General features: G+C 33.7%; 14 protein-coding genes. 12 read left to right on the top strand and 2 right to left on the bottom strand.

Features of this window, described 5'->3' with window-relative positions; genetic code table 11:
- Positions 1-62 precede the first annotated feature (62 nt).
- Complete coding sequence (locus tag HYQ40_01525; GenBank protein MBZ6526439.1) at positions 63-236, bottom strand: hypothetical protein; 174 nt, start codon at positions 234-236, stop codon at positions 63-65.
- A 329-nt stretch (positions 237-565) separates the two neighbouring features.
- On the opposite strand from HYQ40_01525, the gene HYQ40_01520 reads away from it, so the two are divergent.
- From HYQ40_01520 to HYQ40_01465, 12 genes are all read left to right on the top strand, one after another.
- Complete coding sequence (locus HYQ40_01520; protein ID MBZ6526438.1) at positions 566-787, top strand: hypothetical protein; 222 nt, start codon at positions 566-568, stop codon at positions 785-787.
- Positions 788-801: 14 nt separating this feature from the next.
- Entirely contained in the window at positions 802-1,521 is a 720-nt protein-coding gene (gene deoD / locus HYQ40_01515; GenBank protein MBZ6526437.1) for a purine-nucleoside phosphorylase, read from the top strand.
- 19 nt (positions 1,522-1,540) lie between these two features.
- Positions 1,541-2,998 (top strand): S41 family peptidase, encoded by a 1,458-nt coding sequence (locus HYQ40_01510; GenBank protein ID MBZ6526436.1) that lies wholly within the window; start codon positions 1,541-1,543, stop codon positions 2,996-2,998.
- Positions 2,995-3,588 (top strand): signal peptidase I, encoded by a 594-nt coding sequence (lepB, locus tag HYQ40_01505; protein MBZ6526435.1) that lies wholly within the window; start codon positions 2,995-2,997, stop codon positions 3,586-3,588. Before HYQ40_01510 ends, lepB begins: the two co-directional genes overlap by 4 nt.
- A 13-nt stretch (positions 3,589-3,601) precedes the next feature.
- Positions 3,602-4,477: a ribosome biogenesis GTPase YlqF gene (gene ylqF, locus HYQ40_01500; GenBank protein MBZ6526434.1), complete on the top strand. Its 876-nt coding sequence runs from the start codon at positions 3,602-3,604 to the stop codon at positions 4,475-4,477.
- The gene (locus tag HYQ40_01495; GenBank protein MBZ6526433.1) at positions 4,458-5,258 is read left to right on the top strand and encodes a ribonuclease HII; all 801 of its coding nucleotides are present in this window, start codon (positions 4,458-4,460) and stop codon (positions 5,256-5,258) included. The genes ylqF and HYQ40_01495 overlap by 20 nt, the downstream gene beginning before the upstream one ends.
- Before the next feature lie 68 nt (positions 5,259-5,326).
- Positions 5,327-6,232: a DNA-protecting protein DprA gene (dprA, locus tag HYQ40_01490; GenBank protein ID MBZ6526432.1), complete on the top strand. Its 906-nt coding sequence runs from the start codon at positions 5,327-5,329 to the stop codon at positions 6,230-6,232.
- Between the two features lie 195 nt (positions 6,233-6,427).
- Entirely contained in the window at positions 6,428-8,488 is a 2,061-nt protein-coding gene (gene topA, locus HYQ40_01485; GenBank protein MBZ6526431.1) for a type I DNA topoisomerase, read from the top strand.
- Positions 8,489-8,819: 331 nt separating this feature from the next.
- Positions 8,820-9,752, top strand: coding sequence for a tyrosine recombinase XerC (locus HYQ40_01480; GenBank protein MBZ6526430.1), 933 nt, complete (start codon positions 8,820-8,822; stop codon positions 9,750-9,752).
- Between the two features lie 2 nt (positions 9,753-9,754).
- The gene (gene hslV, locus HYQ40_01475) at positions 9,755-10,282 is read left to right on the top strand and encodes an HslU--HslV peptidase proteolytic subunit (protein MBZ6526429.1); all 528 of its coding nucleotides are present in this window, start codon (positions 9,755-9,757) and stop codon (positions 10,280-10,282) included.
- 70 nt (positions 10,283-10,352) lie between these two features.
- Positions 10,353-11,777 (top strand): ATP-dependent protease ATPase subunit HslU, encoded by a 1,425-nt coding sequence (gene hslU / locus HYQ40_01470; protein MBZ6526428.1) that lies wholly within the window; start codon positions 10,353-10,355, stop codon positions 11,775-11,777.
- Positions 11,778-11,798: 21 nt separating this feature from the next.
- On the top strand, positions 11,799-12,689 hold the full coding sequence (locus HYQ40_01465; protein ID MBZ6526427.1) for an aldose 1-epimerase family protein: 891 nt from the start codon (positions 11,799-11,801) through the stop codon (positions 12,687-12,689).
- A 39-nt stretch (positions 12,690-12,728) separates the two neighbouring features.
- Here the strand turns inward: HYQ40_01465 and plsY are convergent, their stop codons facing one another.
- On the bottom strand, positions 12,729-13,358 hold the full coding sequence (plsY, locus tag HYQ40_01460) for a glycerol-3-phosphate 1-O-acyltransferase PlsY (GenBank protein ID MBZ6526426.1): 630 nt from the start codon (positions 13,356-13,358) through the stop codon (positions 12,729-12,731).
- Between the last annotated feature and the right edge of the window lie 178 nt (positions 13,359-13,536).

Genomic DNA, 13,536 nt, shown 5'->3' with positions numbered 1-13,536 from the left:
TACTTTATGAGTGGAAATCCGCATAAATATTTCAAAAAATAAGAATAGTTATCTCAAAATAACTATTTCCGTTCTATTTCACAGTCGTACTCAGCTAATTGACCACATAATTCAGGATCATCGGCAAAATTTTCCATTGCTTTATCAAATAATTCATAATCTAGTAAATCTCCAGAATCATCATATTCATATGATATGCTTCCCGAAAATTTAACATGCACGATTGATTTACCCATCTTGTTTACTCCTTTGTAATAATATGACATATAGATTATTATAGATATGGATATAATAATGTCAATCGGATAATATTGAGCAAATATTAACCGGATAAAATTGCCGTTACACTAGCTGATTGTTACATTTGAACATTGTGATATAACTATATTTAAAATATATATTTTTTGTAGCTCTTTTACTTTAAAATTTTAATGTTAGTTTGTTTACTAAGCCGATGAGCTGAGTATAATTATATGAAATGTAATAAGTTTTGTTTTGATTATTCAGATACGATGTTATAATAAAATCATGATTAATTAAGGAAAAATTGAAAGTAGGTAATTAAATGCGACCTTCGTTTTACGAATATATTTTTAGACATGTGAATCACGATGCGAATGACCCAATTAGTCGTCTTGCAAATCGGATCCATTCTGATCAGAGTTTTCCAAAGAAAAGCGAAAACTTTGATGAAATATCCACATATTTAGAATCATCGCCCGAGTATAGTAAACTATTAGTAGTTTTTGATGATACTTGGCAATCATATCAATTTGATAATTTTTAAGGAGGAATATAAAAATGAGTGTACATATTGGAGCAAACAAAGGTGATGTTGCAAAAACAGTTCTTTTCCCAGGAGATCCATTAAGAGCAAAGTTTATTGCTGAAACATTCTTGGAGAATGTGACACAATACAATACTGTTCGAAACATGTTCGGATATACTGGTGAATATAATGGAGTGAAAATTTCTGTTCAAGGATCAGGAATGGGTATTCCATCCGCTATGTTATATGCAGAGGAATTATATACTGAATATGAAGTAGAGACAATCATCCGTATTGGTTCTGCAGGTGGAATGAAGGACGAAGTTAAAGTACGTGATATTGTTTTCGGACAAGGAGCAACAACTGACTCAAGTATTTTACAAAATATATTTGAAGGTCAAGTACATTATTCAGCAATTGCTGATTTTGAAGTGTTGGATATTGCATACCATCTGGCAACAGAATCATTGAGCAAAGAGAATATTCATGTAGGTAATATATTATCAAGTGATCGATTCTATAATGAAGAGATGAATAAAACTAAATTAGCAGATTATGGTGTACTGGCCGTTGAAATGGAAGCAGCAGGTCTATACGCCGTTGCAGCAAAGCATAACCGTAAAGCGCTAGCTATGTGTACAATAAGTGATCATTTAATTACTGGTGAAGAAACGACTGCAGAAGAACGTCAAAACACATTCACACAAATGATGGAAATCGCTTTAAAAACAGCAGTAAAATTAGATAAATAGAAAATACTGAGGTGAGAATATGAAAAAAAGAAATAAATATTGGTCTATTACTTCTATTGTAGTTATTTTCGCCTTTGTACTATTAAGTTCAACCTCTTTGAATCGAGCTCATGGATTTGAGTGGTTATTTGGAAACGAAGAATCTAATGTCGAAGAACTAAGCGATGAAGACATACAAAATATTGCTGATGTATATTATGCTATCCAACAATTTTATATTGAAGATATTAGTAAAGACCAACTACTAGAAGGTGCCCTTAAAGGAATGGTTGATTCAACTGGAGATCCTTATTCTGAATACTTGAATGCTCAAGAATCGGCTGATATGAATGAAACCGTTGAAGGGTCATTTCAAGGTGTTGGAATCCAAATTATGGCTAGTGATGGACAGATTGTCATCGTAACACCTATTGATGGTACACCGGCTAGTGAAGCTGGTATACAACCAAATGACATAATTTTAGAAGCAGATGGAACTAAACTAACAGGAATGAATACAAACGAAGTAGTTGAATTGATACGTGGTCAAGAAGGTACAACGGTTAACCTTGTCATTCAACGTGGTTCATCAACTTTTAATGTAGAACTAGAACGAGCAGAGATACCAATCACTACCGTAACTGGTGAATTAGATGAAGACAATTCTAAAATTGGAAATGTTCAGATTACACAATTCAATGGAACCACCTATGACGAATTGGTAACTGCAGTTGAGGGCTTACGAGAAGAAGGTGCTACATCATTTGTATTCGATTTAAGATATAACCCGGGCGGTTTATTGGATCAAGGACTTGCTATTAGTAATATGTTTTTAGAAGATGACGATATCATTATGCAAATGGAAGAAAGTGGCTCCTCAGTAACTACTTATGTTGCTAATGATTCAGAGTACGGTGACTTCCAAATCACTGAACCATATGTTCTTTTAATCAATGAAGGAAGTGCGAGTGCGAGTGAAATATTAACTGCAGCCATTAAAGAAAATACCGATGCACCTATCATTGGTGCAAAAAGTTTTGGTAAAGGTTCAGTGCAAACAATTTTAAATGCGACTGATTTCGGTGAATTGAAACTTACTTTCGCTCGTTGGTTGACACCTAGTGGGGAATGGATTCATGACATAGGTATCGAACCAACTGTTCAAGTAGAAGGACATCCAATTGAAACAGCAATCATACTAAACTCTGAAGAAGTACTTGCTTTAGGTGATGGATCAGATCAAGTAGAATCATTAACTAATATGCTAGACGCATTTGGTTATGAACTAAATGTTGGAACATACTTTGACGATACGGTTCAAGTAGCTGTTGAAAAATTTCAAGAAGATAATGAATTAGAAGTTACTGGAGAAGTGACCGGCGAAACAGCGACCACATTGAATACAATGGCACGTGAGTACATTCAAGAAAATGATTCACAATATGATGCAGCTGTTGATGTCTTAGAAGAGTATTTATCAGAGGATGATGCAGCGTGAATATTCTCAAACAACTGATTAATGAAATAGTGAGTATAATATTTGCAATAATGGTTGCAGTGCTAATCTTTTTAGCACTGCGCCATTATGTTTTACAGCCGTTTCAAGTAGAAGGTAGCTCTATGGAACCACAATTACATCATCAAGACCAAATGGTGATGTTAAGAAACATAGAAATAAATCGATTCGATGTCGTTATATTTCCGGATCCAAGAGGGTCAGGTGATTCTTATGTTAAACGAGTAATCGGACAACCTGGGGATGAGTTATATTTTTCAAATGATACGTTATATTTAAATAATCAAGCTGTTGAAGAACCATATTTAGAGCCGCTTAAATCAGACACAGAAGGAAGATTTACTGAAGATTTTAGCCTATGGGATACTTTAGGGCTTACTGAAGTACCTGAAGACCATTATTTTGTTATGGGGGACAACCGCCCATACTCAGGTGATAGCCGTCAGTTCGGTCTTATCCAAGCCGAGAATATTCAAGGAGAGACAAATTTTGTGTATTATCCTTTTAATCGGTTTGGTAAAATAAATGAATACAATATGTTAGAAAACGGAATTGTAAATATAATAGAATAGAGGTGGATATTTTATGTCTTCAAACATTATACAGTGGTTCCCAGGACATATGGCAAAAGCAAGACGTGAAGCTACGGAAAAGATGCATCTCGTTGATGTAGTTATTGAGTTAGTTGATGCTAGAATTCCGGAATCAAGTCGAAATCCAATGATAAATGAAATTGTTGGAAATAAACCAAGAATAATAGCATTAAATAAGAGTGATCTAGCAGATAACGAAGTAACGAACCATTGGTTAGATTATTATGAGTCACAAAATATACCCGCGGTAGCAATTGATGCGCAACATAACAAAGGTTTACGTAAGCTACAACAGCGAATCCAAGATATTATGAAAGACTATTTCGAAAAACAAAAAAATCGTGGTGTAAAACCTAGAGCTATTCGATTAATGATACTTGGAATACCGAATGTAGGGAAATCTACACTTATCAACCGTTTTGTTGGGAAAAACCAAGCAATAACCGGTAATAAACCAGGAGTAACTAAAGCACAACGTTGGTTAAAGATTAATAAGGACTTTGAATTGTTAGATACACCAGGAATTTTATGGCCTAAGTTTGAAGATCCAAATGTAGGGATAAAGTTAGGGATTACTGGTGCAATTAAAGATACTTTATTATACATGGATGATTTATCATTATATTTACTTGCATATTATCAAGAAAATCATTCGGATCTGCTAGTTAGTAAATATAGAGTAACGAAAGATGAAGTGTTAAATAATACACCAGTCGACTTACTTATGTTGATTACAGAAAGAGTGGGTCTGAAGGATGATTATGAAGCGGCAAGCCAGCGGATTATCTTTGATTATCGCAAGAATAATTTAGGGTCAATTACATTAGATAAGGTGGAGCATGTTTTAGATGAGCAAGATGACAATTAACGAAATTAAAGAATTGCTTTTTAATGAAGATGGAATGGATCAAAATCAATTAACTTTGTTAAAAACAGATGAACGAAAAGGTGTTCAAAAATTATTAAAGCAATTCGAACTAAAAAAACAAAAGTTAGAAAAAGAGTTACTTGACCATCAAAATAGATTACAATATGAAGTTAATTTATATTCTAATCCAAATGTGACTTATATCGCTGGAATTGATGAGGTAGGTAGAGGGCCATTAGCTGGACCCGTTGTTGCAGCTAGTGTAATTTTACCGCAGGACATGGATAGATTAGTTGGAATTAACGATTCAAAAACTTTGTCACACGCAAAGCGAGTTCAGTATGCAGACTTAATAAAAGAAGTTGCTTTAGCATACTCTGTCGTTGAAATAGATAACAATGGCATTGATAAGGTTAATATACTTGAAGCAACCAAACAAGCTATGTTAAAAAGTGTAAATGAATTACCGATTAAGCCAAATCATTTATTAATAGATGCACTGACTTTAAACACAACTATCCCACAAACTGAAATAATAAAAGGCGATGAACGATCAATATCTATTGCAGCTGCAAGTATTATTGCGAAAGTTCATCGAGATGAATTAATGGTTAAGTATCATGATTTATATCCTGAGTTTCAGTTTGATAAAAATATGGGTTATGGAACAAAAAATCATTTAGAAGCATTGCATAATTATGGATATACACCGATTCATCGTCATTCTTTTTCCCCAGTTAATAATATATCATTTGCATATAATAGTAGAAAGACGAAATAATTAAAAATATTTCGTTTTTTTTTAATGGAATTGCACCTTTTTTTTGTATATATATATGGAGGTGTAACATGAAATTAAAAATAAAAGAACAATTAATTTTTCTCAAGTCAAAAAATGTATCGCATAAAGTATTGTCTGATTATTTATTAGTTATAATGGATCGTAAATTATTATTAGAATCCGTGGACGCAAAGGAGTGTCAAATAATACTCTTACAAGTTAAACATGCTAGAAAATATATTTCAGACAAAAGGATTGATTTTCGTGAAATATCAGTATCTGATTTAGCCTATTATACTCGTCTATCAAAGTATTCAATGATGATTGGTGAATATTATTACCCAATGCTTTGGTATCATACTGCTCAACCACCTATATTGGTTTTTTATAGAGGAGATATAAGCCTTATTCGTGAACCAAAAGTATCAGTAATAGGTACACGAAAAGCAACTTCATATGGAAAGAATATGACTTTTGATATAGTTGATGCTTTATCGGATAACAACTGGGTAAGTGTGTCTGGTTTGGCACTTGGTATTGATGCCTCAGTCCATGAACGTTCAATTAATCATCCGCAAGGTAAGAGTATAGCTATCATACCCTGTGGTTTAGATTATTATTATCCTAGAGCAAATAAACATATACAGAAAAGAATGGAACAAGATCATCTAATTCTAAGTGAATATCTTCCAAATGAAAAACCTATGCGTCATCATTTTATATTAAGAAATCGTTTAGTGGCTGGTTTATCTAAAGCTACAATTGTTATAGAAGCCGCTCAAAAGAGTGGTAGCCTAATCACAGCAAATTATGCATTACAATATAATCGAGAAGTTTTTTCAATCCCAGGTCGCATTATAGATGATCAGTCCAGAGGGTGTAATGAATTAATACACCTCGGAGCAACGCCTGTGTTAGATACCCAAATGTTGATTAGTGATCTTAGAGAAATATTTCAGTTGCAAGGGTATTAAATGAATCGTTAACCTGTTTAAAAGTGGAATATTTTGCATGTAATAACTCTAATATATCTCCCGTATAATTATATTAAGCAGTATTCATGCAAAAATTTAATGTTTGACATCAATAACAGAATGAACTAATATGTTTACGATTTTATAAATTAAAAATATCAGACAATAAAAATAATTTAAAGGAGTTGATTGAGGATGGCATATAAATACTTAGTCATCGTCGAATCACCAACCAAAGCTAAAACAATAGATAAATATTTAGGACGAAATTATAAAGTTGTAGCAAGTAAAGGCCATTTAAGAGACTTACCAAAAAGTAAAATGGGGATTGATTTTGAAAACAACTTTGATCCACAGTATATTACAATCCGTGGCCGTGGTGATACCGTTAAAGAATTAAAGAAATTAGCAAAAAAAGCAGAGAAAGTATATCTCGCAGCCGATCCGGACCGTGAAGGTGAAGCTATTGCATGGCACTTGAGTTACATTCTAGGCTTAGAAGAAGGCGACAAGAATCGTGTTGTTTTTAATGAGGTTACTAAAGAAGCTGTTAAAGATGCTTTTAAAACACCAAGAGTAATCAATCAAGACCTAGTTGACTCACAACAAGCGAGACGTATCTTAGATAGAATTGTTGGTTATTCAATTTCACCTTTATTATGGAAGAAAATTAAAGGTGGACTTAGTGCAGGTCGGGTTCAATCGACAGCATTAAAATTAATAATCGATCGTGAAATAGAGATTCGAGCATTTAAACCTGAAGAATATTGGTCAATTCCAACAAAGTTCAAAAAAGGCCGTTCTAGTTTTGAAGCACAATTCTATGGAGAAAATGGGCAAAAAGTTAATTTAACGAATGAAGCTCAAGTGAATGCCATACTTGAAAAAATAGATCAAGATAAAGACTTTAAAATTGATGATATCGAAGAAAAAGAACGTCGCAGAAAACCACCGAAACCGTATACGACAAGTACATTACAACAAGATGCATCTAACCGTATAAATTTCCGTGCAGGTAAAACGATGATGATTGCTCAGCAACTGTATGAAGGTATTGCAATTGGAAAAAATACAATCGGTTTAATTACTTATATGCGTACAGACTCAACTCGTATATCACAAACTGCCAAAGTGAGTTCTGGTAATTATATAACAGAAAAATTTGGTGAAAAGTATCTTGGAGAAGGAGCAGCTGTAACGAACTCTGCTAATACGCAAGATGCGCATGAGGCAATTCGTCCATCGGATGTTACTATGGCTCCAGATGATATAAAAGAATATCTATCACGAGACCAATTTAGACTTTATTCTTTAATTTGGGCACGTTTTGTAGCTAGTCAGATGACTGATGCAGTATACGATACAATAAGAGCAGACATCTCTCAAAATGATGTTAATTTCCGTGCGAATGGATCACGCATTAAATTTGACGGTTTCTTAAAAGTATATGAATCTAAAACAAAAAAAGATAATTATTTACCTGATCTTTCGGTAAATGATAATGTTAAGTTAGCAGAAATTAATCCTGAACAACACTTCACGCAACCACCTGCACGTTATAATGAAGCAAGTTTAGTTAAAATACTAGAAGAACAGGGTGTAGGTCGTCCGTCTACTTATGCACCAACTTTAGAAACATTAAGAAAAAGATACTATGTAAAAATGGTAGCTAAAAGATTCGAACCAACCGAGCTAGGAGAAATTGTTAATAGCGTCATGGTTGAATTTTTTCCTGATATTGTCGACACAGATTTTACAGCCGGAATGGAAAGAGGCTTGGATGAGGTCGAAGAAGGTAAGCAAAACTGGGTAAAATTATTAGATGAATTCTATCTTGGCTTTGATAAAGAAATTAAAAAAGCAGAAGTAAATATGGAAGAAATTGAAATCAAAGATGAACCAGCTGGCTTCGATTGTGATGTTTGTGGGCATCCGATGGTTATCAAAATTGGACGATATGGTAAGTTTTACGCGTGTAGTGCTTTCCCAGACTGTCGGAATACTAAAGCAATTGTTAAGAAAATCGGTGTGACTTGTCCAACTTGTGAAAAGGGAGAAGTCGTAGAGCGTAAATCGAAGAAAAACCGTATATTCTTTGGTTGTACACTGTATCCTGAATGTGAATTTGTTTCGTGGGATAAACCCATTGGACGATCATGTCCAAAATGTGATCACTTCCTTACTGAGAAAGTTACACGTAAAGGTAGCCAAGTTAAATGTAGCAACTGTGATTATGAAGAAGAATTAGTTAATTAATAAATAAACGATAATTAGTCATAAGAATCATACTGTTTGTATGTGATTTTTATTGAATAGTTATCGTTTTTTGAATTTATAAATAATTTCAGTCGAATTTCATAATTAGTTTACGAAGTAGTGATACACTACTATAGTAAACATGAGTATCACTATAATATAACGTTTAAAAAATATATTTTTATAACTAATCAGACCTTGGAATGATTACAAAAAGCATTTTAATTGATAGAATATAAAAAGGTACTGTAGAATGATGAAAATATTTTAATTAATCCCCAATCAGGTTTAGTATCTATAGCGGTTACATGAATTTATGATTATAATTGAAATGAGGGATAGAGTGGAAGAATATATTAATCAGTTTATGATATATATAGAGAATGAACGACGTTACTCTAAACAAACTGTCCTTGCATATTCTAAAGATTTGATAGAATTTAGTGATTTTTTAGAAAGCTCCGGGGATACTGATATATCAAAATTAATGTATCAGGATTTCCGACTGTTTTTAGCATTCTTAAATGAAAGAGGTTTGGCTAGAACAACGATCTCAAGAAAATTATCAAGTTTGCGAGCTTTTTTTAAATATGCGTTAAGAATGGAATGGATTGACAGCAATCCAATGGAGTTAGTACAATACAATGTTAAGAAGCAACAATTGCCTGAATTTTTCTATCAAGATGAGATGAATGAAATATTTACAGCGATAGAAAAGTCAGAGTCATCTATGCAATTAATGTATAGTGCCTTGGTAGAACTACTTTACGCGACTGGTATGCGGGTAAGTGAGTTAACAAATCTCACATTACAACAAGTCGATTATGATATGTCTTTAGTTCGAGTTATTGGTAAAGGTGACAAAGAACGGATTATTCCAGTTGGGGATGTCGCTTTAAAAAGTCTGACTATATATATTCAAAATCTCAGACCAGAATTAGTAGAAAAAAGTATACCTGAACACGCTTCGTTTGTTTTTCTCTCTAAAACTGGCTTACAATTAAGTCCAACTCTAGTTCGAAATATACTTAATTCAATTGTAAAAGAAGCAGGACTGAATCTTTCTATACACCCTCATAAACTGAGACATACTTTTGCGACTCATTTGTTAAATAATGGCGCAGATATGCGAAGTGTTCAAGAATTATTAGGACATGAAGATTTAAGTTCAACTCAAATTTATACTCATGTAACAAAAGATCGTTTAAGAAGCACTTATTTAGATGTGTTTCCGAGAGCAAAACGACAATCTAAGGAGGAATAATAATGACAACAATTTGTGCAGTAAAAAAAGATAATAAATTAGCAATGGCTGGAGACGGGCAAGTAACGATGGGTGAAAGTGTTATTATGAAAGGTGGCGCTAAGAAATTACGCCGAATTTATAATAATGAGGTTATTGTTGGATTTGCTGGTGGTGTTGCAGACGCCATTACATTATCAGAAATGTTTGAAGAAAAACTTCAAGCGCATCAAGGGCAATTGACACGTGCTGCAGTAGAAGTAGCAAAACAATGGCGAACTGATCGCTCATTACAGAAATTGGAAGCTTTATTAATCGTAATGAACCGCGAGACTTTACTCTTAGTTAGCGGAACAGGTGAAGTAATCGAACCAGATGATGGTGTATTAACGATTGGATCAGGAGGTAATTTTGCATTATCTGCTGCAAGAGCGATGTTAAGATATGGAGATTTATCAGCATATGAGATTGCAAATAATGCTTTAAAAATTGCGAGTGAAATCGATGTATTTACTAATGACAATATTTTAGTTGAATCTTTTGAAGACTAAATTTTAAAAGAAAACAAGTTTATATTTCTATCTAAGAGGGAAATTTTGAATATAGATATACTAGGAGGATATAATGGATAACTTAACACCAAGAAAAATTGTAGAAGCTTTAGACCAGTATATTGTAGGACAAAGCGAGGCAAAACGATCAGTCGCAATCGCTTTACGTAACCGTATTCGTCGATTAAAACTAGATGCGGAAATGCAACGAGAAGTAAAGCCTAAAAACTTACTTATGATTGGACCAACAGGAGTTGGGAAGACAGAAATTGCTAGAAGGCTTGCAGATATTGCTCAGGCACCATTTATAAAAGTTGAGGCGACTAAATTTACTGAAGTTGGTTATGTGGGTCGTGATGTTGAATCAATGGTTCGTGACTTAGTTGAAAATAGTATTCGTCTAATTAAGAAGCAGAAACAAGAAGAAGTAAAAGAAACCGCTGAAGCAAAAGCAATTGAACGTATTGCCAAAGCTTTAAAACCAGGCGAAAAACCTAAAAAAGCAGATACTTCTACTCAACAGAATCAAGCAAATCCTTTTGGAAACTTTGCAGAAATGTTTAAACAAATGAACCCAACTGGTGAGGATATAGATGAAGAAGAGGAAGAAATTGTAACTGACGAAGTTGCAGCAACACGTCGAGCTATTCGTCAACAAATTCGTGATGGTAAATTAGATAACCATGAAGTAACAATTAAAATGGAAGAGAAAAAACTTCAATTAAATAGCATGAATCCAGCTATGGAACAAATGATGGATATGCAAGAAAGTTTAAGCGCTCTGAAACCTAAAAAGAAAATAGAACGTTCAGTAACGGTCCAAGAAGCAATTAAATTACTGACTGAAGAAGAAGCAGATAAATTAATAAATCAAGATGATATCAACCAAAAAGCTTTGGAACTTGCTCAAAGTAACGGTATTATTTTCATTGATGAAATAGATAAAATTGCTTCGAAAAATCAAAATAGCGGAGAAGTCAGCCGTCAAGGTGTACAACGTGACATTTTACCAATCGTAGAAGGGAGTCAAGTTCAAACTAAATACGGTATTATTGAAACGGATCATATATTATTCATTGGTAGTGGTGCATTCCATGAATCAAAACCTTCAGATTTAATCCCTGAACTTCAAGGACGTTTCCCAATTCGTGTGAATCTAAAAGATTTAACTGAAAGTGATTTTGTAAGTATTCTAACAGAACCTAAGAATGCTTTAATCAAACAATATGAAGCATTATTAGCAACAGAAGGTGTTGAAATTCACTTTACTGAAACAGCAATCGCAAAATTAGCAGAATATGCTGTACGCTTAAATGACAATACAGATAATATTGGGGCTAGACGTCTTCATACTATTTTAGAGACAGTTTTAGACGAATTATTGTATGAATCTGCGGAAATGCAAATGGGTCGCATTGAAATAACAGATCAGTATGTTGAACAACGATTAGAGAAAATTGTTGAAAATCGTGATTTAAGTCACTATATCTTATAATATAAATCGGGAGGAACCTAAATGATTACTTTAGAAAACGACTATCTAATAGTTAAAATCAAAGAAGAAGGTGCCGAATTAGTATCGATTGTGGATAAAAAATCGGATTACGAATTTCTATGGCAAGCGAACGAAAAGTATTGGGCAAGGCATGCACCCGTTTTATTCCCAATTGTGGGAAAATTAAAGGACAATACATTTGAACATGATAATCAAAAACATCAAATGACACAACATGGCTTTGCAAGAGACTTACCTTTTCATATCCAAAATGTCACTAGTAATTCCACTAGCTTATATTTAAAGAATACGGATGAGACACGTGAGAAATATCCATTTGATTTCAGTTTACAAATTAATTATATCTTGCATTATTCGAGCATCACGGTGAGCTATGAGATACTAAATCCTGCGACTGATAAGACGTTATATTATAGCATAGGAGGACATCCTGCCTTTAATATGAGTCAAACAACGTCAGGATCTAAACCAGAATTTGATAATGTGTCATTTAGATTTGAGCCTGCAGGGCAATATTTACAAATACCATTGAATAAAGAAGGCTTAACAATACCTAACAAAGCAAAGTATGTTGAGGTTAACGAGGTACCATTAAAGCACACTACATTTAAAAATGATGCGTTAATTTATCAAATTAGTCAGCAGACTGAAATTGTTTTGGAAGATAAAGCAAATGATGTGGAAATCAAAATGAAGCCAAATCGAATGGACTTTGTTGGTATATGGTCACCATATCCAAATCGCGCTCCATTTGTATGTTTAGAACCATGGTCTGGTATTGCCGACCCTGAGAGTGCAACGGGAGAACTAGCTGAAAAATATGCTATCCATGAGTTACTTCCATCTCAACTGATGACGCATGATTATACTATGACTTTCAGTAAAAAATAATTCAAAAAAACCGCCTTACAATAGGCGGTTTTTTTGAATTTACTTTTTAGGTTTATTAAGGCCCCAATTAATGCGACTTTCTTCATGTTTAATAATCCGTTCAATATTTGTCCGATGACGGTATATTAATAACAGGGCGATAAGTATGAAGCCCACTTTGTATATTGGCTCTGGGTTTGTAAACGCGATATATAATGCTATGATGGAATAGCTTGTCATTGAAGATAGACTAACGGTACTCGTTAAGAAAATCAGAATTCCCAATAGAGATACCATAATTAGAGCAATCCAAATATTAAATGCTACTAATACCCCAACTGATGTTGCAACAATTTTCCCCCCACGAAAACCCGCCCATACTGGATAAGCATGACCAATTACACATGCTAATCCAGTTAACATAATAATAATGGGATAATTCGAAAAGATATTTTTCGCAATGAGCACAGGGATTAAACCTTTTAGTACATCAACTGCAGTCACAACTATCGCTGCACGAAAACCAAAATTACGGCCAACATTTGTTGCGCCACTTCCTCCACTACCTAAAGAACGTACATCAATGTTATGGCGTGATCTAGAGTACAGAACACCTGTGGGGAAAGAACCTATACAGTATGCTAAAACAACCCATAAGATAGGCCAGATATAATTATTTATTGTTTCCATAACAACCTCCTAATAGTTGGTTTTATTTTACCATATATCTTTTATTTTACATAGATACTTTAAGACTCAAAATTTATAAAGTAGTGTACTTTATTAGTAGTTTGATTATGCCCTAAATAAATAGAATGTTGTTGATGTGAATAGAGTTTGCAAAAACTACTGTATTTGTATAGAATTC

Source organism: Aerococcaceae bacterium DSM 111021 (assembly GCA_020112395.1).
Classification (GTDB): Bacteria; Bacillota; Bacilli; order Lactobacillales; family Aerococcaceae; genus Ruoffia.
The sequence above is the reverse complement of the archived record's forward strand: the minus strand, read 5'-3'. Positions and strand labels throughout refer to the sequence as shown.

Bases quoted from the DNA above. Each gene is read 5' to 3' on its own strand.
- plsY (MBZ6526426.1), bottom strand. From the start codon at position 13,358: ATGGAAACAATAAATAATTATATCTGGCCTATCTTATGGGTTGTTTTA.
- topA (MBZ6526431.1), top strand. From the start codon at position 6,428: ATGGCATATAAATACTTAGTCATCGTCGAATCACCAACCAAAGCTAAA.
- HYQ40_01510 (MBZ6526436.1), top strand. From the start codon at position 1,541: ATGAAAAAAAGAAATAAATATTGGTCTATTACTTCTATTGTAGTTATT.
- hslV (MBZ6526429.1), top strand. From the start codon at position 9,755: ATGACAACAATTTGTGCAGTAAAAAAAGATAATAAATTAGCAATGGCT.
- deoD (MBZ6526437.1), top strand. From the start codon at position 802: ATGAGTGTACATATTGGAGCAAACAAAGGTGATGTTGCAAAAACAGTT.
- ylqF (MBZ6526434.1), top strand. From the start codon at position 3,602: ATGTCTTCAAACATTATACAGTGGTTCCCAGGACATATGGCAAAAGCA.
- dprA (MBZ6526432.1), top strand. From the start codon at position 5,327: ATGAAATTAAAAATAAAAGAACAATTAATTTTTCTCAAGTCAAAAAAT.
- HYQ40_01495 (MBZ6526433.1), top strand. From the start codon at position 4,458: ATGAGCAAGATGACAATTAACGAAATTAAAGAATTGCTTTTTAATGAA.
- HYQ40_01520 (MBZ6526438.1), top strand. From the start codon at position 566: ATGCGACCTTCGTTTTACGAATATATTTTTAGACATGTGAATCACGAT.
- HYQ40_01465 (MBZ6526427.1), top strand. From the start codon at position 11,799: ATGATTACTTTAGAAAACGACTATCTAATAGTTAAAATCAAAGAAGAA.
- HYQ40_01480 (MBZ6526430.1), top strand. From the start codon at position 8,820: ATGAGGGATAGAGTGGAAGAATATATTAATCAGTTTATGATATATATA.
- HYQ40_01525 (MBZ6526439.1), bottom strand. From the start codon at position 236: ATGGGTAAATCAATCGTGCATGTTAAATTTTCGGGAAGCATATCATAT.